This window comes from Micromonospora radicis (assembly GCF_003583405.1).
Classification (GTDB): Bacteria; Actinomycetota; Actinomycetes; order Mycobacteriales; family Micromonosporaceae; genus Micromonospora; species Micromonospora radicis.
Genome location: NZ_QXEC01000004.1, coordinates 41,840 through 65,583, shown reverse-complemented (window position 1 = coordinate 65,583; position 23,744 = coordinate 41,840). Strand labels below are relative to the sequence as shown.

Annotated in this window: 18 protein-coding genes; 7 read left to right on the top strand and 11 right to left on the bottom strand. The window is 72.9% G+C overall.

Annotation, left to right across the window (positions count from 1 at the left end; translation table 11 throughout):
* Positions 1–5 precede the first annotated feature (5 nt).
* Positions 6–1,520: an acyltransferase family protein gene (locus D2L64_RS06250; RefSeq protein ID WP_119573749.1), complete on the top strand. Its 1,515-nt coding sequence runs from the start codon at positions 6–8 to the stop codon at positions 1,518–1,520.
* Here D2L64_RS06250 and D2L64_RS06245 read toward each other — a convergent pair.
* Positions 1,492–2,982, bottom strand: a complete 1,491-nt coding sequence (locus D2L64_RS06245; RefSeq protein ID WP_119573748.1) for a CoA-acylating methylmalonate-semialdehyde dehydrogenase — start codon at positions 2,980–2,982, stop codon at positions 1,492–1,494. The genes D2L64_RS06250 and D2L64_RS06245 overlap by 29 nt on opposite strands.
* Positions 2,979–4,286 carry an aspartate aminotransferase family protein gene (locus D2L64_RS06240; RefSeq protein WP_119573747.1) on the bottom strand — a complete coding sequence of 436 codons (1,308 nt, stop codon included), beginning with the start codon at positions 4,284–4,286 and terminating at the stop codon, positions 2,979–2,981. The genes D2L64_RS06245 and D2L64_RS06240 overlap by 4 nt, the downstream gene beginning before the upstream one ends.
* A gap of 245 nt (positions 4,287–4,531) precedes the next feature.
* Between D2L64_RS06240 and D2L64_RS06235 the strand changes: the two genes are divergently transcribed.
* Complete coding sequence (locus D2L64_RS06235; protein ID WP_199714456.1) at positions 4,532–5,614, top strand: hypothetical protein; 1,083 nt, start codon at positions 4,532–4,534, stop codon at positions 5,612–5,614.
* 221 nt (positions 5,615–5,835) lie between these two features.
* Here the strand turns inward: D2L64_RS06235 and murD are convergent, their stop codons facing one another.
* Positions 5,836–7,179, bottom strand: a complete 1,344-nt coding sequence (gene murD, locus D2L64_RS06230) for a UDP-N-acetylmuramoyl-L-alanine--D-glutamate ligase (RefSeq protein ID WP_119573746.1) — start codon at positions 7,177–7,179, stop codon at positions 5,836–5,838.
* A gap of 89 nt (positions 7,180–7,268) precedes the next feature.
* On the opposite strand from murD, the gene D2L64_RS06225 reads away from it, so the two are divergent.
* Positions 7,269–8,627 (top strand): hypothetical protein, encoded by a 1,359-nt coding sequence (locus tag D2L64_RS06225; RefSeq protein WP_119573745.1) that lies wholly within the window; start codon positions 7,269–7,271, stop codon positions 8,625–8,627.
* A 79-nt stretch (positions 8,628–8,706) separates the two neighbouring features.
* Here the strand turns inward: D2L64_RS06225 and D2L64_RS06220 are convergent, their stop codons facing one another.
* The 3 genes from D2L64_RS06220 to D2L64_RS06210 all read right to left on the bottom strand — a co-directional run bounded on the left by D2L64_RS06220 (position 8,707) and on the right by D2L64_RS06210 (position 12,792).
* Positions 8,707–10,482 carry a PucR family transcriptional regulator gene (locus D2L64_RS06220; RefSeq protein ID WP_456080975.1) on the bottom strand — a complete coding sequence of 592 codons (1,776 nt, stop codon included), beginning with the start codon at positions 10,480–10,482 and terminating at the stop codon, positions 8,707–8,709.
* A 74-nt stretch (positions 10,483–10,556) separates the two neighbouring features.
* Positions 10,557–11,369 carry a TrmH family RNA methyltransferase gene (locus D2L64_RS06215; RefSeq protein ID WP_119573743.1) on the bottom strand — a complete coding sequence of 271 codons (813 nt, stop codon included), beginning with the start codon at positions 11,367–11,369 and terminating at the stop codon, positions 10,557–10,559.
* Between the two features lie 124 nt (positions 11,370–11,493).
* Positions 11,494–12,792 carry a cellulose binding domain-containing protein gene (locus tag D2L64_RS06210; protein WP_199714440.1) on the bottom strand — a complete coding sequence of 433 codons (1,299 nt, stop codon included), beginning with the start codon at positions 12,790–12,792 and terminating at the stop codon, positions 11,494–11,496.
* A gap of 452 nt (positions 12,793–13,244) precedes the next feature.
* Here D2L64_RS06210 and D2L64_RS06200 point away from each other — a divergent pair, with 452 nt between their 5' ends.
* Together D2L64_RS06200 and D2L64_RS06195 are read left to right on the top strand one after the other, a co-directional pair.
* Positions 13,245–13,547: a putative quinol monooxygenase gene (locus D2L64_RS06200; RefSeq protein ID WP_119573741.1), complete on the top strand. Its 303-nt coding sequence runs from the start codon at positions 13,245–13,247 to the stop codon at positions 13,545–13,547.
* A 47-nt stretch (positions 13,548–13,594) separates the two neighbouring features.
* Positions 13,595–14,347 carry a helix-turn-helix transcriptional regulator gene (locus D2L64_RS06195; protein ID WP_119573740.1) on the top strand — a complete coding sequence of 251 codons (753 nt, stop codon included), beginning with the start codon at positions 13,595–13,597 and terminating at the stop codon, positions 14,345–14,347.
* Between the two features lie 43 nt (positions 14,348–14,390).
* Here D2L64_RS06195 and D2L64_RS06190 read toward each other — a convergent pair whose 3' ends face one another.
* Complete coding sequence (locus D2L64_RS06190; RefSeq protein WP_119573739.1) at positions 14,391–14,891, bottom strand: hypothetical protein; 501 nt, start codon at positions 14,889–14,891, stop codon at positions 14,391–14,393.
* Between the two features lie 160 nt (positions 14,892–15,051).
* Here D2L64_RS06190 and D2L64_RS06185 point away from each other — a divergent pair, with 160 nt between their 5' ends.
* Positions 15,052–16,899: a thiamine pyrophosphate-requiring protein gene (locus D2L64_RS06185; protein WP_119573738.1), complete on the top strand. Its 1,848-nt coding sequence runs from the start codon at positions 15,052–15,054 to the stop codon at positions 16,897–16,899.
* Between the two features lie 145 nt (positions 16,900–17,044).
* Here the strand turns inward: D2L64_RS06185 and D2L64_RS06180 are convergent, their stop codons facing one another.
* The 4 genes from D2L64_RS06180 to D2L64_RS06165 form a co-directional block, all read right to left on the bottom strand.
* Positions 17,045–19,225: a transglycosylase domain-containing protein gene (locus D2L64_RS06180; RefSeq protein WP_119573894.1), complete on the bottom strand. Its 2,181-nt coding sequence runs from the start codon at positions 19,223–19,225 to the stop codon at positions 17,045–17,047.
* Positions 19,226–19,608: 383 nt separating this feature from the next.
* Positions 19,609–20,436: a hypothetical protein gene (locus D2L64_RS06175; RefSeq protein WP_119573737.1), complete on the bottom strand. Its 828-nt coding sequence runs from the start codon at positions 20,434–20,436 to the stop codon at positions 19,609–19,611.
* Positions 20,437–20,702: 266 nt separating this feature from the next.
* Positions 20,703–21,812: an SPFH domain-containing protein gene (locus D2L64_RS06170; protein ID WP_119573736.1), complete on the bottom strand. Its 1,110-nt coding sequence runs from the start codon at positions 21,810–21,812 to the stop codon at positions 20,703–20,705.
* A 4-nt stretch (positions 21,813–21,816) separates the two neighbouring features.
* Positions 21,817–22,287, bottom strand: coding sequence for an NfeD family protein (locus D2L64_RS06165; RefSeq protein ID WP_119573735.1), 471 nt, complete (start codon positions 22,285–22,287; stop codon positions 21,817–21,819).
* Between the two features lie 84 nt (positions 22,288–22,371).
* Between D2L64_RS06165 and D2L64_RS06160 the strand changes: the two genes are divergently transcribed.
* Positions 22,372–23,691: a serine hydrolase domain-containing protein gene (locus tag D2L64_RS06160; RefSeq protein ID WP_119573734.1), complete on the top strand. Its 1,320-nt coding sequence runs from the start codon at positions 22,372–22,374 to the stop codon at positions 23,689–23,691.
* Positions 23,692–23,744: the final 53 nt, after the last annotated feature.

Genomic DNA, 23,744 nt, shown 5'->3' with positions numbered 1-23,744 from the left:
GGGACATGCGCCGCCTGGCCCGACTCGCCGACCGGACCCCGGCCGACCGGGAGCGCTACCTCGATCTGCTCCGGGCCGTGGCGATCCTGCTGGTCGTACTCGGTCACTGGCTGATCGCCACGATCTACCACGACCAGCACGGCCGCCCCGACGGCCACTCGGCCCTACCGGCGATGCCCTGGGCGTACCCGCTGACCTGGGCGGTCCAGGTCATGCCGCTGTTCTTCCTGGTCGGCGGGTACGCCAACGCCGCCTCGCTGGCGGCGCACCGGAGCCGGGACGGGGACACCACCGGCTGGCTGCTCGGTCGCAGTGCCCGACTGCTGCGCCCGACCACCGCGCTGGTCCTGGTGCTCGCCGGTGGCGCGGTGATCGCCCGGCTGGTCGGGGCCGACCCCGGCGAGGTACGTGCGGTCGTCTGGTTCGCCACCATCCCACTGTGGTTCCTCGCCGCCTACCTGGCCGTGGTGCCGATGACCCCACTGATGTACGCGCTGCACCGCCGCTTCGGGTGGGCCGTACCCGCCGCCCTCGCCCTGCTGGTGGCGCTGGGCGACCTGGGCCGCGGGTTCGGCCCGGCCGAGCTGGCCCTGCCCAACTACCTGCTCGGCTGGCTGGCCGTGCACCAGCTCGGCTTCGCCTGGTACGACGCCCGCCGGGGCGCCTGCGCCCCGGCGGGCGGTGCCGCAGGCGCCCCGGCCGGTGGTGCCGCAGGCGCCCCGGCGGGCGGTGCGTCGCCGACCGGCCGGTCCGGGAACCGACCGACGGGGTTGCGCCGGATCCGCGGCCGCTGCCTGCCGATGTCCCGCCGGGCGGCGCTGCTGATGACCGCCGCCGGGCTGACCGTCGCAGTGCTGCTCACCGGACCCGGCCCGTACCCGGTGAACATGATCAGCCTGCCCGGGGAGCGGCTGGCCAACGCCGGCCCGCCGAGCGTGGCGCTGCTCGCCGTGGCGAGCGCCCAGCTCGGGGTGATCCTGCTGCTGCGCGAACGGGCCGAACGCTGGCTGCACCGCAGCCGCCCGTGGCAGGCGGTGATCGCGGTCAACGCGGTGGTACTCACCGTCTTCCTGTGGCACCTCAGTGCGGTGATCCTGCTGGTGGGTGCGCTGGACGCGCTCGGCGTGCTACCCACCCCGGCGGCCGGCACGGCGGCCTGGTTCGCCTGGCGGCTGCCCTGGTTGCTGATGCTGAGCGTGGTGCTGGCCGGGTTGGTCGCCATCTTCGGCCCGATCGAGGCCCGCACCGGCCGGTCCACCGCCGACCGGTCCACCCCCGGCCACCGGGCCGCCGGTCGGCCGCGGGGAGACGGCCGACCGGCCGGTCGGTGGGCGGCGGCGGCCCGGAGCGCGCTCGCCGTCGGCGGTTACGCCGCCGTCGTGTACGCCTTGGCGGCCAACAGCACGACCGCGAAGACCGCGCCCGAGGCGTTCGGGTTGCCCGCCGACGCGCTGGTGGCATACCTGGCCGGGGCGGGCACCCTGCGGCTGCTCAGGTCTGGGTGGGGAAGCCGAGGTTGACGCCGCCGTGCCGGGGGTCCAGCCACCGGCTGGTGACCACCTTGCCGCGGGTGAAGAAGGCGACGCCGTCGGCACCGTGCGCGTGCAGGTCACCGAAGAGCGACGACTTCCAGCCGCCGAACGAGTAGTAGGCCATCGGGACCGGGATCGGCACGTTGATGCCGACCATGCCGACCTCCACCTCGTGTTGGAAACGCCGGGCCGCCCCGCCGTCGTTGGTGAAGATCGCCGTGCCGTTGCCGTACGGGCTGGCGTTGACCAGGGCCACGGCCTCGTCGTACGAGTCGACCCGCAACACCGACAGCACCGGCCCGAAGATCTCGTCCGTGTAGATCGACATGTCGGTGGTGACCCGGTCGAACAGGGTCGGGCCGAGCCAGAACCCGTCCGGCTCGCCGTCGGGTTCGACGTCGCGCCCGTCGACCACCGGCACCGCACCGGCGGCCACCCCCGCGTCGACGTACGACCGCACCCGGGCGGCGTGCGCGGCGGTGACCAGCGGACCCATGTCACAGCCGCGCCGACCGTCACCGGTACGCAGGCCGGCCATCCGCCGCGCGATGCGCGCCACCAGTTCGTCGGCGACCGGCTCCACCGCCACCAGCGCGGAGATCGCCATGCACCGCTCGCCCGCCGATCCGAACCCGGCGTTGACCGCCGCGTCGGCGGCCAGGTCCAGGTCGGCGTCGGGCAGCACCACCATGTGGTTCTTCGCCCCGCCGAGCGCCTGGACCCGCTTACCGGTGGCCGTGCCGCGCTGGTAGACGTACCGGGCGACCGGGGTGGAGCCGACGAACGACACCGCCCTGACCGCCGGATGCTCCAGCAGCGCGTCGACCGCCTCCTTGTCGCCGTTGACCACGTTCAGCACCCCGGCGGGCAGGCCGGCCTCGACGAACCACTCGGCCAGCAGCAGCGCCGCGCTCGGGTCCTTCTCGCTCGGCTTGAGCACCACCGCGTTGCCGGCGGCGACCGCCACCGGCACGAACCACAGCGGCACCATGACCGGGAAGTTGAACGGGCTGATCACCGCGACCACCCCGAGCGGCTGCCGCAGGCTGTACGAGTCGACCTCGGTGGAGACGTTCTCGCTGAAGCCACCGCGCAGCGCCACCGGGATGCCGCAGGCGTACTCGATCACCTCGAGCCCGCGTTGCACCTCCCCGGCGGCGTCCGCGAGCACCTTGCCGTGCTCGGCGGTGATCACCTCGGCGAGCTGGTCACGCCGGGCGTGGACCAGCTCACGGAAGGCGAACAGCACCGCCGTCCGCTTCGCCAGCGACGCGTCCCGCCAGGCCCGGGCCGCCCGCTCGGCCGCGGCGACCGCGGCTGCCACGTCCGCGGCGGAGGCCAGCTCCACCTCCCCGGTACGCCGGCCGGTGGCCGGGTCGAAGACCTCGCCACGCCGACCAGAGCTACCGCCGGTACGCCGGCCGTCGACGAAGTGCCCGATCACGCTCATCTGGCCGACTCCTCGGTGGCCTGCGAACGGATCGCGTCGACCAGGATGGCCAGGCCCTCGTGGGCCTCCTGCTCGGTGAGCGTCAACGGCGGACCCATCCGCAGCACGTTGCCGTAGAGCCCACCCTTGCCGGTCAACAGCCCGCGCTCCCTGCACGCCTCGAAGACCCGCAGGGTCAGCCCCGGGTCCGGCTCGCCGGTGCCCGGGTGGACGAACTCGACGCCGAGCATCAGACCCTTGCCGCGGACCTCGCCGACCCGGTCCAGGTCGGCCACGGCCGCGCGCAGGCCGTCGCCGAGGATCGCCCCGACCCGCGCGGCGTTGGCCTGTAGGTCGTGGTCGAGCAGATAGTCCAGCACCGCGTTGCCGGCGGCGGTGGAGAGCGGGTTGCCGCCGAAGGTGGAGAAGCTGATGCCCGGCACCGACTCCATCACCTCGGCCCGGCCGACCACCCCGGCCAGCGCCAGCCCGTTGCCGATGCCCTTGGCGAAGGTGAGCAGGTCCGGGGTGGCGTCGTGCGCCTGGTAGCCCCAGAAGTGCTCGCCGGTACGCCCCCAGCCGGTCTGGATCTCGTCGGAGATGAACAGGATGCCGTGTTCGTCGAGGACCTTCTTCCAGGCCGCGAAGAGGCCGTCGGGGCCGTGCACGAAGCCGCCGACGCCCTGGATCGGCTCGGCGATCAGGCAGGCCACGTCCCCGCTGGTCTGGGTGGCGAGGACCTCCCGCAGGTCCTCCACCGCCGCGTCGATCCGGTCGGCCTCCGGCAGCCGGGCCAGCAGCCCGCGCAGCCGCTCACCGGAGTGCAGCCAGGCCACCTGCAACGGATTCAGCGGGCTGGCCGACCAGCCCCGGATGCCGGTGGCGCCCATCGTGGCGTACGTCCGACCGTGGTAGCTGTTGCGTACCGCGAGAATCTGGTGGGAGCGGCGGTGGTTGGTGGCCATCAGCAGGGCGGCCTCGTTGGCCTCGGTGCCGGAGTTGGTGAAGAAGACCCGCGCGTCCGGGATGCCGGAGACCCGGGCGATCTTCTCGGCCAGTTCCACCTGCTGACGGATCAGGTAGAGCGTCGAGGTGTGCACGATGCCGGTGGCCAGCTGCCGGTGCAGCGCCTCCCGTACCTCGGGGATGTCGTAGCCCAGCGAGTTGGTCAACACCCCACCGAAGAAGTCGAGGTAGGTGCGCCCCTGGGCGTCGGTGACCCGACGGCCTTCGCCGGAGACGAGTTCGATCGGCTCGGCGTAGTAGAGCATCAGCCAGGACGGGAGCACGGCCCGATGCCGGGCCAGCAGGTCGTCGGAGGTCATCGTCGCACCCTTTCGGTTCGCGGTAACCGCACGCTTTCATCACCGTCGTTGCCCGGACAAGAGTCAACGTGTCGCGCGACGGCCCGGACCGCCTGACAGAACGTCAACGCTTTCCGTCGCCTGGCCGCCCTCCGACCACGCTTCCGGCCCGGCGGTACGCGCTTGACCTGCGTTTTCCGTTGCCGCACGGACGACGCAACGCCGATACCACCCGAGCCGGGCCGGTGGCCGGTACGATCCGACCCGTGCCGAAGCGTCCCCACCCACCCGCCGGGGACGCCGAGCCGCCGGCCACCGCGCTCCCACCGACCTCCCACCCCGGCGTGCCGCCGACCCCCCACCCGGCCGCGCCGCAACCGGACCCTCCCCCCGGCGTGCCGCTGCCGAGCGCCACGCCGGACGGCGACGGCGTGCGCGTGGACGGCCTGGCCGGCTGGGTCGGCAGCGCCGCACTGCGCGAGTTGGTGGCCCGCTTCGGCGGCCGGTGGCCGGCCGGCGACCTCGGCGCGGTCCTCGCCGGGCTGGACGACTTCTCCGCCGGGTGCTGGGACTTCCGGGCCGGCCGGGAGCGCCCCGAGGCCCGCGAGCCCGACCTCGACCCGGCGACCGTCGACCTGGTGCACGCCGCGGCGGACGCGCTCGGCCTGGTCCGCGCCCGGCCACCGGCGCAGACCCGGTACGCACACCTGGTGGTGCTGGGCGGCCTGGCACACGCCTGCCTGCGCCGGGTGGCGTACGCCGCGCACCTGCTGCGTACCGGTGTCGAGGTGACCGGCGAGGTGGCGGTGCTGGGCAGCTTCCGGCCGCTGTCCGGCGCGGAGCGACGCACACTCGCCGCCGCCGGGGTGACCGGCTGCGACACCGAGGTCGACGTGCTGGACGCGGCGGTACGTCGCACGTTCGCGGCGCCCGCGCCGGAGGCCGACGACGGCCTCGACGCCGGCCACCCGCACCACTCCTGGTCGTCGCGGACCTACCGACCCACCGGTACGCCGCCGGTGCGGGTGCTGGCCGCCCCGTCGAGCGAGCCGCAACGCCGACGCGCCCACACCGCCGACACCCAACGCTTCTGGGCCGAGCACGCCCAACTCGCCCGCCACGACGAGGTGCTGCTGGTCACCGCGCCGATCTACGTGCCGTTCCAGCACTGCGACGCGCTGCGCACCCTGGCCGTGCCGTACGGCTGCGAGATCGACACGGTCGGCGTCGATCCCACCCTGCCGGACCTGACCCGGCTGCCCGAACCCACCCTCACCCCCGGCCGCTACCTCCAGGAGATCCGCTCCGCCATCCGCTCCCTCCGCACCCTCCACACCACCCTCCGATAGCCCCCACCCCCGCCCCCGCCCCCACCGATGCCCCCGTCGATACCCCCGCCGATACCCCGTCGATCATGAGGTTAGCGGCGGATTTTGTCCGGATTCGCTGCCGCCAACCTCATGATCGACGGGGCATTGACGGGGGCATTGACGGGGGCATTGACGGGGGCATTGACGGGGGCGGGCGGGGCGGGCGGGGCGGGCGCCGGGGGGTGGGGGTGGGGGTGGGGTTAGGGGGTGGTGCGGATGGCTTGGGCGAAGACTTCGGAGCGGTGTTCGAAGTTGCGGAAGCGGCCGTAGCTGGGGGCGGCCGGGGAGAGCAGGACGACGCCACCGGCGGGGGTGAGCTGACGGGCCAGCCGGACCGCGTCGGTCAGGTCGTCGACCAGTTCGGTACGCACCTTCGGCAGGCCGTCGAGCGCCTCGATGATCCGGGGGCCGCTGTCCGGGATGCCGATGACCGTCAACTCCCGCTCGGCCAGGTGCTCCCGCAGCGGGCTGTAGTCCACGCCCCGGTCGTTGCCGCCGACGATCACGGTCAGCGGCCGCCCGTCGTACGCGTCGATGGCGTGGATGGCCGCGTACGGGCTGGTGGCGAGGGTGTCGTCGACGAAGGTCAGGCCGGACGGGTCGACGATCTCGGTCAGCCGGTGCGCCAGCCCCTGGAACTCGGCCACCGCCACGGCCAGGGTGTCCTTGCTGTCGACCAGGTCCACTCCCAGCGCGTCGAGCACCGCCAGGGCCACGCAGAGGTTGCCCTCGTTGTGCCGACCGACCAGCGGTAGCACCGCCCGCGGGAACAGCGGCCGGTCGACGCGGTGGAACCAGGGCGTACCGTCCGGTCCGCCGGCCACGTTCACCGAGTCCGCGGTGCCGGCACGGACCGCCGCCCGGTCACCCAACTCGACGAGCAGCCGGGGGTCGCCACCGTTGACCACCACGGTGTTCGGCCCGTACGCCAGCAGGTTGAGCTTGTCCCGGTAGTACTCCCGCTCCCCGCCGTGCGCGTCGAGGTGCTCGGGGAACAGGGAGGTGACCACCGCGATCCGGGGTGAGTCGGTCAGGTCGCTGCACTGGTAGCTGGACAGCTCCAGCACGTACAGCTCGGCTTCCGGCAGGTCCAGCGTCGGTACGCCGATGTTGCCGCCGAAGACGTTCGGCCGGCCCACGGCGGTCAGCAGGTGGCTGATCAGGCTGGACGTGGTGCTCTTGCCCTTGCTGCCGGTGACCCCGACGGTGCGCGCACCGTGGTCGGCCATCCACAGCGCGGTGCCCTGGGTGACGGTGGCCCCGCGGCGGCGCAGCTCCACCAGCCAGGGGTGGGTCTGCGGCACACCCGGCGAGCGGACCACCACGTCGGCGGCGGCCAGCCGGGCGAAGCCCTCCTCGCCGGTGACCAGCGGCGCGGCGGCAGCCAGTGGCCCTTCCCAGGGCAGCGTGAGGAAGTTGGCGCTGTCGTCCACGGCGACCAGGTCGGCCGGGCCGTGGGCGGCGATCGCGGTCACCGCGGCCCGGCCCTCCCGGCCGGCACCCCAGACGGCGACGGTACGTCCGCGCAGGTCAGACAGGCGCACAGCTTCTCCTCGGGTGCGACGGGGGCAGGCCACGGCACGGTCCGTCCGGAGCCGGGCACGGCCGGACGAACCAGGGCCTAGTATGGCGTGTGCCCAATACGCAGCTGGCGCGGATGGACGCGTTCACCTTCCCGTCCTACTCGATCGACCTCTCCACCGGGGAGGCGTTGTTCGACTACGCCCTGACCGGGCCCGACGGCGAGCAGCGGTTCACCGAGGTGATCACGCTGCCGGTGCCCGAGGAGTCGCCGTCGGACGCGGCCGTGGCGGCGCTCGGCCGGGTGTTGGAGCTACTGCACGTGGTGGCCGGCGTCAGCTACTACAAGGCCGCCGCGCCGGGGCAGCTGGTGCTGCCGGCGCCGCTCGGCCCGGCCGCCGTCGAGTTCGTCACCGCCGTGTACACCAAGGGCCTGGCCGAGTACGCCTACCGCAACCAGCTACCGTACGTGCTGGAGCTGGTGCCGCGCGTCCCGGACGGCCGGGTGCAGCCCGCCGCCGAGTACGACAACGCGGACCGGCGCCCGCTGTCGGCGGTCGGTGGCGGCAAGGACTCGATCGTCAGCCTGGAGGCGTTGCGCCGCGCCGGCCTGGATCCGGTGCCCTTCTCGGTCAACCCGAACCACGTGATCAAGGCGGTGAACGCGGCGTCGGGGCTGCCCGCGCTCGCGGCGCGGCGGCGGATCGACCCGGTGCTGTTCGAGCTGAACGCGGCCGGCGCCCGCAACGGGCACATCCCGGTGACCGCGATCAACTCGCTGATCGCCGTCGCCACGGCGGTGCTGCACGGGCTGGGTCCGGTGGTGATGTCCAACGAACGCTCGGCGTCGGACCCGAACCTGATCTGGAACGGTCACGAGATCAACCACCAGTGGTCCAAGGGCGTCGAGGCCGAGGGGCTGTTGCGGGTGGCGCTGGCCGAGCACGCCGGGCTGGCCGAGCCGTACTTCTCCCTGTTGCGGCCGCTGTCGGAGCTGCACATCGCCCGGCTGTTCGCCACCGTCGACCGCTACGACGACGTGGTGACCAGCTGCAACGCCGCGTTCAAGCTGCACGACGCCAGCGAACGCTGGTGCCGCGACTGCCCCAAGTGCCGGTTCGTCTTCCTGGCCCTGGCGCCGTTCATGCCCCGCGCGCGGATCACCCACATCTTCGGTGGTGACCTGCTGGCCGACGCCACGCAGATCCCCGGTTACCGGGAACTGCTCGGCGTGGACGGGCACAAACCGTTCGAGTGCGTCGGCGAGGTCGAGGAGTCGGTGGTGGCGCTCAGCCTGCTGGCCCAGCAACCCGAGTGGCGGGACACCCCGGTGGTGACCGCCCTGGTCGCCGCCGTCCCCGACAGCGCCTGGGCCACCGCCGCCACCTCCGACGTCTTCACCCCCGGCGGCGGCCCCTCCTATATCCCACCCGCCTACACCAAGGCCCTCCCCTCCCTCTCCGCGGGTTGATCATGAAGTTGTTGTCAAGACACGCCGGGCCGAATGACAACAACTTCATGATCAACAACGTCTGGGGTGGGGTGGGAGGTTAGGGGGTGCGGATGGTGTCTAGGGCGAGGAGGGCTACGTGGAGGGAGAGGCAGGTCTCGACGGAGTCGAGGTCCGCCTCCAGGACTCGGGCGACGCGGGCCAGCCGTTCATAGAAGGCCGGGCGGGACAGGTGGGCCGCGGCAGCCGCCGCCGACTTGTTCCGACCCTGTTCCAGGTACGCGCGCAGGGTGCCGAGCAGTTGTTCGCGCGGGTGGCGGGCGTCGTACGCCAGCAGGGCACCCAGCTCTCGTTCGACGAACGTTTGCAGGCGCGGCTCGTCGCGCAACAGATGCAGCAGGCCGGCGAGCCCGACGTGCGGCAACCGGAAGATCGCCAGGTCCCGCCGGTCCCGCCGAGCCGCCTCGGCGACCTGGCGGGCCTCGATCAGCGACCGGCCCGCCTCCCGCAGACTGGCCACCCCGGACCCGGCGGCGACGATCAGCCCGGCGTCAGCCGCATCGCCACCGGGACGACCCGGGTAGGCCGGGCCGCCGGTCCGAGCCGCTGCGTCGACCGACCGGCTGTCGGGGCGGCCCCGCCGCAATGCGGCGGCAAAGGCAGCCAGGGCCCGATCCTCCCCGGCCGCATCGGGTAGCGCGAGCAGCGCACCGACCGCGTGATCGTCCACCGCGCTGGTCAACGCGGTCAGGTTCGCATCCCGCATCGCCTGTCCCACCGCCTCGGCGAGGTCGCGCAGTCGGGCCGGACCGGGGTCGACATCGGCCAGTCCCCACTCCCCGCCGGCGCCGGGATCGCCGGTGGGGCTGTCGGCCCGGTGCCGGACCACCACGCCGACCAGGTGTCGGCGGTCCAGCACCAGACCCAGCGCCCGGGCGCGCAGGGCCACCTCGTCCACCGGCCGGGACCGGTCCAGCAGCGCGGTGAGCAGGGTACGGTGGATCTGCCGCTCCAGGCCCTCGGCATCGCGCCGGATCAGCCGCCCCAACGCGAGCGTCGAGGCAGCCCGCTCGACCAGGATCGTCAGCCGCGTCGGCGGCGTTCCCGTGCCGTCCACCCCGCTCAGGTCGTCGCCGCCCACACCGAGGCCACCACTGCCGGGCCAGCGCAGCAGCAGCCGCCCCCAGTCCTCGCCCCGGGCGCCGACCATGGTCACCAGCCAGCCACTGTCCGGGTCGTACGCGGTGCGCCCGGTCGGCCGGATCCGCCGGGAGTGCTGCTCCCAGCCGTCGAGCAGCAGTTCGGCGCTCTCCCCCGCCGGGTCGTACGCGAGCACCTGGCGGGACAGGTTCTCCAGCACCACCGGGCAACCGGACAGCTCGGCGGCCTGCCGGACCACCTCGTCCGGGTCGGCGCCCTCCACCGACAGCTCGGTGAACCGCTGGTGGATCTCCTCGGTGGCGCGCAACTCGGTGAGCTGGGCGTCCACGATCAGGGCGTGTACCGCCTCGGTGATCCGGACGAACGGGGTGGCCCGGCGCAGCTCGACCAGCGGCAGCCCGTGCCGTCCGGCGGCGGCGGCCATCACCCTCGGTACCCCGCTGAGGTAGCGGCGGCCCAGCTCGACCACCAGCCCGGAGACACCGACGCCGGCCAGGTCACCGATGAAGGCCCGCAGGCCGGCGTCGTCGGCGGGCAGTCCGATGCCGGTGGTGAGGACCAGTTCGCCACCGCCGAGCAGGGTGGCGATGTCCGGCACCTCGGTCACGTGCACCCAGCGCACCGGCCGGTCCAGCCCGGCCTCCCCGGCGACCAGCCGCGGCGCACCGTGGCGGACCGGGTCCAACGCGAGGACCTCACGGACGGTAGGGAACACCCGCGACACGCTACCGTCCGTTACTCCGGTTCCGGTAACCGCCGGCCGACCGGCCGATACGGTCGGGCGCCAGCTCAGGCGGGGTCGTCGTCGCGGCTCAGCTCCCAACAGGCGACGGCGGTCGCGGCGGCGACGTTGAGCGAGTCGACGCCGCGACGCATCGGGATCACCACCCGTACGTCACTGGCCGCCATCGCCGTGGCGGTCAGCCCGGCGCCCTCGGCGCCGAGCAGCAGCGCGGCCCGGCTCCGCTGGGCCGGGGTCAGTCGCTGGATCGGCACCGCGTCGGGGGCGGGGGTCATCGCCAGTACGGTGAAACCGGCGTCGCGTACGTCGGTCAGCGCCGTCGGCCACGGCTCCAGCTTCGCGTACGGCACCGCGAACACCTCGCCCATGCTGACCCGTACGCTGCGCCGGTAGAGCGGGTCGGCGCAGGACGGCGAGAGCAGCACGGCGTCCACCCCGAGCGCGGCGACCGCCCGGAAGATCGCGCCCAGGTTGGTGTGGTTGTTCACGTCTTCGAGGATGACCACGCGGCGGGCCGTGGCCAGCACCTGCGCGGCGGGCGGTAGTGGGGTACGCCGGAACGAGGCGAGCACCCCCCGGTGCACATGGAAGCCGGTGGCCTCGCGCAACACCTCGGGGGTGGCGGCGTACACCGGGGCGTCGCCGGTGTCCAGGTCGGCGAGTTGGTCGACCCGCTTGGCGTCGACCAGGTACGACCGGGCCGGGTAGCCGGCCCGCAGTGCCCGGCGCAGCACCAGTTCCCCCTCGGCGATGAACAGCCCGTGCGGCGGTTCCCAGCGGGTCCGTAGTTCCACGTCGGTCAACGCACGGTAGTCGGCGATCCGCTCGTCGTCCGGCTCGGTGATCAGCTCCACAGGCACCCGCCGAGTGTAAGGAAGGGCACCGCTCGACGTCCGGGGCGGAGCGGGGCCCCTGCTCGGGGACGGGCGACGGCCCGAGCCGCGTCGTGTTCCGCGACCCGGGCCGTCGGCTCGGCGCCGCCGGTCAGGCGATGGTGCAGGTGGCGCCGTTGAGCGTGAACGACGACGGTCTGGCGGAGTTGCCGGTGTGGGTGGCCTGGAAGCCGATCCCGACCGAGGCACCGGGCGCGATGCTGCCGTTGTACGACACGTTGCGCGCGGTGACCTGCCCCGAGGTGGGCGAGTAGCTGGCGTTCCAGCCGCCGGTGATGGTCTGCCCGCCGGGCAGGGTGAAGACCAGCGACCAGCCGTTGACGGTGCTGCTGCCGGTGTTGGTGATGGTGATGTCCTCGGTCAGGCCGTTGTTCCAGGCGTTGACCGTGACGGCGACCCGGCAGGCGCCGGTGCCGGTCGGCGGCGGGGTGGTCGGCGGCGGGCTGGTCGGCGGCGGGGTGCTGCCGCCGAACTGGGTGAAGAACCGCCAGGTCTCGGCCGGGAGCCAGGTCCGCGAGCCGCTGTCACCGGGCGCGCCGTCCTGCGGCGCGGCGATGTGACCCTCGTCGAACGCGGCCCACACCACCGGGTAGCCCGCCGCGCAACCGGAGTACGTGGTGGTGCGGTGGGTCAGGCTGCCCTGCGTCGGCTCCGGCGGGTTCTGCGGGGTGCAGCCGTTGTTGTTGACGAACCGGTCGCGCAGCGAACGCCCGCCGGAGATGCCGAGCACACCGTCCCGGATGCCGTGGGCCCCGAAGTAGGCGATCCGGCCGGTGCCGCCGCTGCAACCGCTGATCTGCCCACCGGCGTACACCGCGACGGCGCGGAACACGTTGGGCCGGGCGCAGGCCAGCGCGTAGCTCATCCCGCCGCCCCAGCTGAAGCCGAGCGCGAAGCGCTGGGTGGTCTCCACGCAGAGGTTCGCCTCGACCTGCCGCAGCAGGTCGTCGATGAAGGTCACGTCCTCGCCGCCGGAGTTGGCCCAGCCGTTGTTGAGCCCCTGCGGTGCCACGAAGATGGTGCTGTTGTTGGCCAGTTGCCGCAGCCCGTAGTACGACCAGGTGTCGCGCTGCACGGTCTGCCCGGTGTCCACGTCCACCGCCGTACCGCCGCGCCAGTGCAGGCCGATGACCAGCCGGTACGGGTTGTTGTTGTTGTAGTTGGCCGGGATCCGCAGGATGTAGCTGCGGCTCTTGCCGTTGCTCTGGATGGTGTGCGTTCCGCTGTTGAGTCCGGGTGCCCGGCCGCAGCCGGCGGTGGCCGCCAGGGTGCCGACGTCGTTGGCCGACGCGCTGGCGCCGGGGCCGGCGCCCAGGGCCACGGCTCCCGAGGCCAGGACGAGCAGCGCCGCGAGGGCGGCGGGCCCGAAGAGGGATCTGGTTCTCACCATCATGTTGCTCCGTTCCGCGTCGCACGGACGCGCGGGAGGTGCGGGCTGAGTCGACGTAGCGGTCGGCCACTCACCGGGATCCCGGACCGGCGAGGGCGGGTCGAGCGTGCCCTGACTCCCACATCGGAACGTATCGTGTGAGCGATAACATATCAAGGCATGCTGATGCCTTGCCTCGCCGCGAGTGTTGGACCCGGGGCCGCCCGGCGCGGGGGAAGGCGTGGGGTGGCCCCGGCACAAGGCCCCGGACGGCCCGGCACTCATCTTCGCGCCGCCCGCTTGGCGCTCCTTCCTCGAACACACCAAGCGGCACTGAGTTCCCGGCTGCCGGACGGCCAGCGGCCGGTGGGAGCGGGAACGTGTCCGACTGGCGGCGGCGCGGCGGCGGCCGGCGGGGCGAGGATCGGAGGCGTCCGTTCGCGGCAGCCGCCGCCCACCCCCGGAGGTACCCCGTGATCATCGCCATGGTCGACTTCAGTGTCGCCGCCACCGACCGCCCGGTCGCCCTGGCCCGCCTCGACGCCGAGCGCGACCAGGTCCGGGCGATGCCCGGCAACCTGGCCTTCCGGGTGTACGCCTGCCGGCAGGACGACACCCGGGTCAGCATCGTGCACGAGTGGACGGACGAGGCGTCCTTCCAGAGCTATCTGACCTCGGCACCCTTCGCCCGGTCGGGCGCGGCCCTGCGGCCGATGATGGCCGGTGCTCCGGTGAGCCGCCGGTTCCGCGCCGAGCTGTGCGAGACCGTCGCCTGACCGGTCCCGGCCGACGATGCGACGACCTGCCCGAGGCGAGGTGACCGATGAGCCGCAAGGCGTACAGTTTCGTCCGCGGTTTCTCCGCGCAGCCGGCGCGCGACCTCTGCGTCGACCGGCACTACCTGCTCTGTGCCTCCACCGGCGCGCTGCGGTTGGCGGCGGCGGACCGGGTGTGGTTGTTGCCGCCGGCCCGGGCCGCGCTGATCGAGGCGGGGCACCCGGTCCGGGTCGACCTCCCGCAGCCGGCCACCACGGCGTCGGTACTGTTCGACACCGCCTTCACCACGCCGCCGCCGGCACCGCTGACCGTGTTCGACCTCAGTCCCCTGGCGCGGGCGCTGCTCGCCGAGTGCGGCCAGTGGGGTGCGAGCGAGGAGCCGCTCACCGCATATGCCGAGACGCTGTTCGCCGCGCTCGCGGCGGTGACCTGGCGGCTGGCCGAGCAGCCGAGTCCCGTGGTGCTGCCGGCGGGACGCTCACCGCTGCTGCGCCACGCCCTCCGGTTCACCGGGGAACGACTCGGGGGTGAGATCCGGTTCGAGGAGGTGGCCGCCGAGGTGGGCCTCGCGCCCCGGTCACTGGCCCGGCGCTTCGCCACGGAGACCGGGATGACCTGGCGGGCGACCCTGCGCCGGATGCGGGTACTGCGCGCCATCGAGGAGTTGTCCGCCGCCGACACCCCGGTGACCACGATCGCCCACCGGGTCGGATACACCTCCCTGTCGGCGTTCAACGCCGCCTTCCAGGAACTGACCGGCCGTACGCCCACCGAGTACCGCGCCAGCTTCCGCCCCTGACCCGACCGGTGTTCACGGGCTACCGCCCGGCGGGCGTCGTCGGCTACCGCCCAGCGGGCGTCGTCGGCTCGACGGGCCAGGCCAGCAGCCGTCGGGCCAGCAGGCGCAGCCCTCGACGGATGCCCAGGATCTGCCCGAGCATCGCACCGCTCAGCAGGCCCATGCTCGTCGCGGCCACCTGCGCGGCCGGTACCCACAGCCCGACGATGCGGGCGCGGAGAATGCTGAACGTGAGGTAGCAGACCAGCACGACCAGGCCGATCGCATCGATCCTGCCGACAACTCGCTGCTCGAACTCGTTCCACCGCAGCCGCGTCATCCGGCTCGCCGCGACTCCGACGACCACCCCGGCCACGATCCCCACCAGCGCCCGGAGCCAGGTCCAGCCACCGGCGAGCAGCACGTCGACGACCGTGACGACCAGCGTCGCGGCGAACACCGCGGCGTAGATCCGTACCCGCCAGATCACCTTCCGGTCGACATAACGGTGGACCAGCTGCCGACGTCGCGAATGCTCCGACTGCCCGTCCCCGGCCCACCCCATGCGGCAACTCTAGTCATCGTCCCGGCCAGCCTGACCAGCCGCACCGCGACTCGACTGACGTCCCGCGTACCGGGGTTTTGTCCGGGTGGGAACGGGAAGTCGGGCCACGCTCGTTCGGCGGCCCGACCGTTCGGCGGCCCGACCCGGAAAGGCGATCCAGGTGAGCGCAGACCAGCCCGGCAGTTTCGTACCGGCCGACCCGTGGCCCCTGCCCCGCGACGCCACGGTCGCGGACCACGTCGTGCAACGGCTGGCCTGCTGGGGTGTCCGCCGCTACTTCGGCTACCCGGGCGACGGCATCAACGGGATGACCTCCGCCCTGCAACGCACCCACGAGCAGGCGCAGTTCGTCCAGGTACGCCACGAGGAGACCGCCGGCTTCGCCGCGTCGGCGCACGTCAAGTACGGCGGCGGGCCGCTCGGCGCGGTACTGGTCACCAGCGGGCCGGGTGCCATCCACGTGCTCAACGGCCTCTACGACGCCAAGCTCGACCACCAGCCGGTGGTGGCCCTGGTCGGGCACACCGCGTTGACCGCCGAGGGGGGTGGCTACTACCAGGAGGTGGATCTGCTCGCCCTCTACAAGGACGTGGCGGCGGCGTTCCTCGCCCAGCTGGACCACCCGTCCCAGGTGCGGCACCTGGTCGACCGGGCGTGCCGGACGGCGTTGGCCCGGCGTACCGTGACCGCCCTGGTCCTCCCCCTGGACGTGCAGGACCTGGCCGCGATGCCGAACCCGCCGCACGCGCACGGCTACTACCACACCAGCAGCGTGCCGAGCAGCGGTCCGACCGTGCCGCCGGAGGCCGACGTACGCCAGGCCGCCGAGGTACTGCGCGGCGGCGAGCGGGTCGCCATGCTGGTCGGCCAGGGCGCGATCGGCGCCGAGAACGAGGTACGCGAGGTGGCCCACCGGCTCGGCGCGGGCGTGGCCACGGCGCTGCTCGGGTTCACCGTGGTCGACCACCGGGAGCCGTGGGTGACCGGCGCCATCGGGCTGCTCGGTACCCGACCCAGTTGGCAGCTGATGAACCAGTGCGACCGGCTGCTGATCGTGGGCAGCAACATGCCGTACTCGGAGTTCTACCCGCCGCCCGGCCAGGCTCGGGCGGTGCAGATCGACCACGACGGCACCCAACTGGGCCTGCGGTACCCGACCGAGGTGAACCTGACCGGCGACGCCGCGCCGACCCTGCGGGCGCTGCTGCGCGAGCTGGGGCCCGGGCCGGGCCCGACCCGTTGGCGGCAGACCATCGCCGGTGCCACCGCCGCGTGGCGGCAGTCGCAACGCGAGCTGGCCGAACAGGACGCCGACCCGGTCAACCCGCAGCTGCTCTTCGCCAGCCTCAGCGAGCGGCTGCCCGACGACGCGATGCTCGCCGTGGACTGCGGCACCACCACCGCCTGGTACGCCCGGCACATCAAGGTCCGTCCGGGGATGCTGGCCAGCCTGTCGGGCACCCTGCTGTCCATGGGCGGAGCCATGCCGTACGCGCTGGCGGCCAAGTTCGCGCACCCCGACCGCCCGCTGGTCGCGCTGATCGGCGACGGGGCGATGCAGATGAACGGGGTCAACGAGTTGATCACGGTGGCGAAGTACTGGCGGGGCTGGGCCGATCCCCGGTTCGTGGTGCTGGTGCTCAACAACCGGGATCTGGCGTTCGTCAGCTGGGAACAGCGTTCCACCGAGGGCACCCCGATGTTCCCCGACAGCCAGCAGCTACCCGACATCGCCTACGAGCGGTGGGCCGACGTACTCGGGCTGCGCGGTGAACTGGTGGACCACCCGGATCAGGTGGCCGACGCCTGGGACCGCGCCCTCCGGGCCGACCGCCCCACGGTGATCAACGCCCTGGTCGATCCCGCCGAGCTGATGATGCCGCCGCACTTCACCGCCGAGCAGGCCCGCAAGACCGCCGCCGCGGTCCTGCGCGGCGACACCGACTGGGCCGGCATCATCCGCCGCGGTCTCCCCTCCGCAGTAGCCACCTACCGCCCCCGCCGCTAACCCACCCCCACCCCGCCTCCGCCCACCTCCACCCACCCCCACCCCGCCTCCGCCCACCTCCGCACCGTTGATCATGAGGTTGGCGGCGAAGATGATCGCCGCCAGTGCCGCTAACCTCATGATCAACGGGGCGAAGGCGGCGGGGTCAGCCGCGGTTCTGGAACCAGCGGCGGAGGTCGGACAGGGGGCTGTCGGTGGTGCGGGGGTCGCGTTCGACCGGGCGGCGGGGGGTACCCACCAACTCCCGGCTGGGCGCGGTGAACGCCTGCTCCGGCTGGCCGTCGACGGCAGTGGCGATGATCCGGGCGACCGCGTCGATCACCCGGGCCTGCACGGCGCTGCCGACCAGGTCGGTCGGGTCGTCCGGGTTGGCGGCGATGCCGGCGACCGCGACCTGCGGGGTGAAGCCGACGAAGGTCTCGGTGGCGGCATTCTCGGAGCTACCGGTCTTGCCGGCCGCCGGGCGGCCGTCGAGGATCCGGTTCACCGCCGTGGCGGTACCACCGTTGCACTGCCCGAACGCGGACTGCTGACCCACCGGGCAGCGGGCCGCGTCGGTGGCGGCGCGGGCCACGTCGGGGTCCAGCACCTGCCGGCAGGACGGGTCGCCGACCGGCAACCGCTGCCCGTCGGGCGCGGTCACCGACACCACCGGCAACGGCGCGCAGTACGTGCCCTCCGCCGCCACGGTCGCGTACGCGTTGGCCAGGTCCAGCGGCGTGGTGGCAGCCACGCCGAGGGTGAAGGCACCCCAGTTGGCGGCGTTGTTCTCGGCGAAGTTCGCGTCCGCCTCGGCCCGGAAGGTGATGCCCAGCCGCTGGGCCATCTCGACCACCTTGTCCTGGCCGACCTGCTCGGCGAGCCAGACGAAGTACGTGTTGACCGAGCGACCGAAGCCGTCCCACATCATCCGGTAGCCGTCCATCCACTGCGGGTTGGCGTTGGCCGGACACCACTGCCCGTTGCAGGCGCTGTCGTCGCTACCGGCCGCGTACCGGGTGGGCAGCCGGCTCGGCGCGTCGAAGCCGGTGGACAGCGTACGGCCGGACTCCAGCGCGGCGAGCATGGTGAACAGCTTGAACGTCGAGCCCGCCTGGTAGCCGGCGACGCTGCCGCCACCGGAGATCAACGGGTTCACGGTGTTCGGATAGTTGCCCTGGCCGTCGGGGTTGGCGTCGAGGCTGTAGTGCCGGTTCACCGCCATCGCGAGCACCCGGCCGGTGCCGGGTTCGACCGCGGCGATCGGCAGCGCCCGCGGGTTGTCGTAGCCGTACACGCCGGTGGCCTGCTGCTGCGCGGTCTTCTGCAGCTTCGGGTCGAGGGTGGTGACCACGGTGTAGCCGCCCCGGCGCAGCGCCTGCTCGCGCTCGGCCACGGTGTCGCCGAACGCCGGCTGGTCGACCCACCACCGGCGCAGGTAGTCGCAGAAGAAGCCCCACCCGTCGCGGCCGCTGGCCGTGGCGGCGCAGCCGTTGGCCTGCTCGCTGGGGCGCAGCGCCAACTTCTCGGCGTTGGCCTGGGCCGCCTGCTCCGCGGTGACCGCCCCGGTGGCGACCATCGAATCCAACACGTACGCCCGCCGGGCCAGCGCCGCGTCGGCGTCACCGTCGATCGGGCTGTACGCCTCCGGCGCCTGCACCAGACCGGCGAGCAACGCCGCCTCGGCGAGGGTCAGCGCGGCCGGCGCCTTGGAGAAGTAGCGTTGACTGGCGGCGGCGATGCCGTACGCCCCGGACCCGAAGTACGCGATGTTCAGGTAGCGGTTGAGGATCTCGTCCTTGCTGAGCTGCTGTTCCAGTGCGTTGGCGTACCGGATCTCCTGAACCTTGCGCCCGACGGTCTGCGCGGTGGCCGCGTCCCGCTCCTCGGCGGTGCGATTCGGGTCGGTCTTGAGCACGTTGCGCACGTACTGCATGGTCAGCGTGGAGCCACCCTGCTCGGTGCCGCCCTCGCTGACGTTGGTGACCAGCGCCCGCAGCATGCCGCGCAGGTCCACCCCGCCATGGTCGTAGAAGCGCCGGTCCTCGGCGGCCACGATCGCCTGCCGCATCACCGGCGCGATCTCCGCCAGCTCCACGTCGGTCCGGTTCACGTCGTAGAACGTGGTGATCAACGTCTTGCCGTCGTTGGCGTAGAGGTACGAGCGCTGCGGGGTGGCCGGCGTACGCAGCGCGTCCGGCAACGCCGCGTAGTTGCCGAGCGCTGCCTGGGCGGCGAAGCCGAGCAGCAGATTGCCCGGCAGCGCGGCGACCGCCAGTACCAACCCGGCGAGTACGCCGGTCAGCAGCACGGTTAGCAGCCGCGACAGCGGCGTAGGGGTGGCCATGGTCACCAGGATTGCCGCGAAAGCCACCTTCCGACCACCCTCACCGGCGGGTTGTCAGCCAACTCACGGCAAGTTGCCAGCGCTCTTTCCGCTGCTCAGCCCCACCAAAGCGAACCTTGGTCGGAAACCGCCCGGTGGCGGCTGTTCAGTCCCGGTGCGGCCGCCCGGTTCCGACCAGGGTTGCCCGTCGGCACACCGAAAGCGGCCCGCAGGGTGGACGGGCCGCGCTCGGTGGGGCCATGCCAGCGGTGAGCCGCGCCGCTGCTCGGACGACGAGCGGCGAGGGGTCGGCGAGGCCGGGGCCGGCTCGGGGCGGCAGGTCTGGTTCAGGCGGCGCCGTCTCGTTCAGGCGGCGCCGTCTCGTTCAGGCGGCGCCGTCTCGTTCAGGCGGCGCCGAGCGGGCCGGCACCGGGTGGGCCGACCGGGCCGGTCGGTCCCGCCGGGCCGAGCGGACCGGCGGTGGCGACGCTGGCGCTGGTGGCGTCGCGCAGGATCTCCCGGGGCATCAGCCGGCCGGACCGGTAGGAGATGCCGATGCCGGCGATCAGTACGAAGATCGCCCCGAAGGTCTGCAGGGAGCCGATCAGCGCCCCGCCCAACCCGAGCAGCGGACTGGCGATCATCAGCATCGCGCCGTCCCCGATGCTGAACATGCCCGAACGGGCCACCGCCCACCCGGTGAGCAGCCAACCCACGCTGTAGCAGGCGGCGCCGACCAGCACCAGCGTACGGGCGGTGGTGCCGAAGACCGGGGTCTGCTCGGCCAGCCCGGCGAACGGCAGCATCAGTACCGTGCCGGCGATGCTGACCAGCAGCCCGGCGACGGCCGGGTGCCGGCTGCGGGTGGCGGCGAGCAGGCCGGTCAGACCGAGCAGGGCCAGCAGGCCGAGCCAGACCGCGGCCACCCAACCGATGAGGTACAGCGCCCGCCCGTCGGCCGGATACGGGTCGTTGCCGACGCCGCCGTCGCTGGCCATCGCCACCGCGCCGTAGAGGATCGCGTACGCCGGCAGCAGCCAGACCGCGGCGCGGGCCAGCCGCCGCAGCGACCAGGCCCAGCTGGCGTTGGTGGCGGGCCCGGGTGGTGTGGGCTCGTCGACGAAGGGCAGCACGCCGAACCCGCCGCCGGTACGACGGGTGCCCAGCGGCCCGGCGGGGTCGTGTGCCCCCCGCATCTCCGGCGTGGACCACAAGCGCCGCAGCGGTTCCATCGGTCACCCCTCGCTCGTCCACGGACAACGCCCCAGGACGCGCGAAAGCGCCCCGATGCCTGGCCAGACCGGCCCTAGGACCGATCGTGGCAGGCACCGGGGCGCCTCATGAGCGATTCTCGCATTTACCCGAACCGGATCCCGTTCCGCCGAAACGACGGGATCGAGCCCGGCCGGACAGCGCCGTTACGTCGCAATGGCGGACTCCACCGCGGAAGACCACGGGCGCCGGCCGGGCGCCGGGTGGAGCCCGGCCGGCTGGTGGGTCAGCCCCGCTCGCGCTGGTCGGCCGGGTCGGCGAGCAGGCTGGCCGGGGAGACCGGCTCCGGCGCCGGCAGACCCTGCGGGCCCTTCCCGCCCGTGGCCTGCGCCTCGGCGACGCGTACCTCGTCGTGGATCTCCTGCGCCGCCGCGGCGGCGGCCTGTGCCGCCTCGGCGGCCTCGCGCTCGACCGCGCTGGCGTCGTCGGAGGCCGCCTTGCTCGGCACGTCGCCGACCATCTGGCTCAGCCCGCCCAACGCGCCGCCCATGCCCTCCAGGGCCTTGGTCAGCTCCGCCGGCACGATCCACACCTTGTTGGCGGTGCCGTTGGCGATCTGCGGCAGCGCCTGAAGGTACTGGTAGGCGAGCACCTTCTGGCTCGGGTTGGCCTGGTGGATGGCGTCGAAGACGGTCCGGATCGCCTTCGCCTGGCCCTCGGCCTGCAGGATGCGGGCCTGCCGGTCACCGTCGGCGCGCAGCACCGCGGCCTGCTTCTCACCCTCGGCGGAGAGGATCTGCGACTGCTTGTGGCCCTCGGCGTTCAGGATCGCGGCCCGGCGGTCACGCTCGGCGCGCATCTGCTTCTCCATCGAGTCGCGGATGCTCGGCGGCGGCTCGATGGCCTTGATCTCGACCCGGGTCACCTTGATGCCCCACCGGCCGGTGGTCTCGTCCAGCACGCCGGACAGGTGCCGGTTGATCTCCTCGCGGCTGGTCAGCGCGCGCTCCAGGTCCAGCGAGCCGATCACGTTCCGCAGCGTGGTGACGGTGAGCTGCTCGATCGCCTGGAGGAAGTTGGAGATCTCGTAGGTGGCGCGGACCGAGTCCACCACCTTGAAGTAGAGGACGGTGTCGATCGACACGACCAGGTTGTCCGAGGTGATCACCGGCTGCGGCGGGAAGCTGACCACCTGCTCACGCATGTCGACCTTGGTGCGTACCGAGTCGATGAACGGTACGAGCAGGTTCAGGCCCGGGTTCAGCGTGCGCTTGTACCGGCCGAGTCGCTCCACCACGTCCTGCCGCTGCTGCGGCACGATCCGCAACGCCTTGGCCAGGGTGATCACCGCGATCAGGGCAACACCTATCAACAGGACGGGGAACACGAATTCCATCCGTTCACCTTTCCGATTCGGGTAGCTCGCCCGGCGTCGCGACATCCCGCCAGACCAGAGCCACCGCTCCCTTGACCTGGATTACCTGCACCCGTTCGCCGGGTGCCAAAACCTGGGTGGCGTCGTAGGCGCGAGCACTCCACACCTCGCCGTCGATCTTCACCATGCCCTGGTCGGAGTCGACCCGCTCGAGCACCAGTGCCGTCGAGCCCTCGATCGCCTCGATGCCGAAGGCGGTGTCGCCGCTCTCCATGGCCGTCTGCTTGTGCCGCTGGATGACCGGTCGCGCGGCGAGCACGGTCAGCGCCGACACGGCGGCGAAGACCACCGCCTGCACCGCCACCGGGGCACCGAGCGCGGCGGCACCGGCAGCGGCGAACGCACCCACCGCGAACATGATCAGAAAGAGCGTCGCCGTGAAGATCTCAGCGACCGCCAGCACCACGCCCAGCACGATCCACAACACGGCATCCATATCACGATCGTGACATGGGAATGCACGCGTCATCGAACTGTCATGATCGTAGGCTCTCGGCAAGACCCTACCCCAGGGAGGATCGTGTCCCTACGTCCCGAAACCACCCGGCAGATCGACGCCATGGTCGCCGACGTCCAGTCCGCCGGCCACGTCCCGTCACTCGCCGTGGGCGTGGTCCGCGACGGCGAGCTGGCCCACCTCGCCACCGCCGGCACCGACCCACGGCCGCACGCCGACCTGCAGTACCGGCTCGGTTCGATCACCAAGACCATGACCGCGGTACTGGTCATGCAGCAACGCGACGCCGGCCGGCTGGCGCTGGACGACCCGCTGCGGCGGCACCTGCCCGAGGCGGACGCGGCCGGCCCGGTCACCCTGCGGCAGCTCCTCGGCCACGCCGGTGGCCTGCAACGCGAACCCGACGGACCGTGGTGGGAGCGCAGCGAGGGCGTCGACCTGCCCACCCTGCTGCGCGGCTTCTCCACCGCGAAGATCGCGTACCCGCCGCACCGCGCGTTCCACTACTCGAACCTGGCGTACGGGCTGCTCGGCGGCGTACTGGAACGGATCACCGGGACGCCGTGGCCGCAGCTGCTGCACGAGCGGATCCTGGCGCCGCTGGACCTGCACCGCACCACGTACGCGGCCACCGAACCGTACGCCCCGGGCTACGTGGTGCACCCGTGGCACGGCACGTTGCGGGAGGAGCCGCGTACCGACACCCGGGCGATGGCCCCGGCCGGGCAGCTCTGGTCCACCGTCACGGACCTGGCCCGCTGGGCGGCGTTCCTCGCCGACCCCGACCCGGCCGTGCTCGCCCCGGACACCCTCGCCGAGATGTGCGCCCCCGTGATCATCACCGATCCCGAGACCTGGCAGGGTGGATGCGGCCTCGGCATCCAACTCAACCGGGACGGGGACCGGATCTACGTCGGGCACGGCGGTTCGATGCCCGGTTACGTCGCCGGGCTGGCGACGCACCGGCCCAGCCGCACCGGCGTGGTCAGCTACGCCAACTCGTACGGCTTCCGCACCGGCAGCATCCGCGGACTCGGCCACCGGATCCTGGCCCACGTGCTGGACACCGAGCCCGTCGCGGCCCGCCCGTGGCGCCCGGCCGACCGGCCGCCACCGGCCGAACCGGCCCCGCTGACCGGGCGCTGGTGGTGGATGGGCACGCCGCTCGACGTCGGCTGGGACGAGCACACCGGCGAACTGGTCGGGGTGCTGCGCGACACCGTGGTCAGCCGGTACGCCCCGGAGGGCCCGGACCGTTGGCGGGGTGTCAGCGGCGAGGAGCACGGCGAGGTGCTCACCGTGCTACGTGACGACGCCGGCCGTCCGGTCGCGCTGGACATCGCCACCTTCGTCTTCACCCGCACCCCCGACGACGAACCCTGACCCGGCCGTCGTCACCGCCGGTCCGATCCGCGCCGACGCGCCAGTGGGGCCGG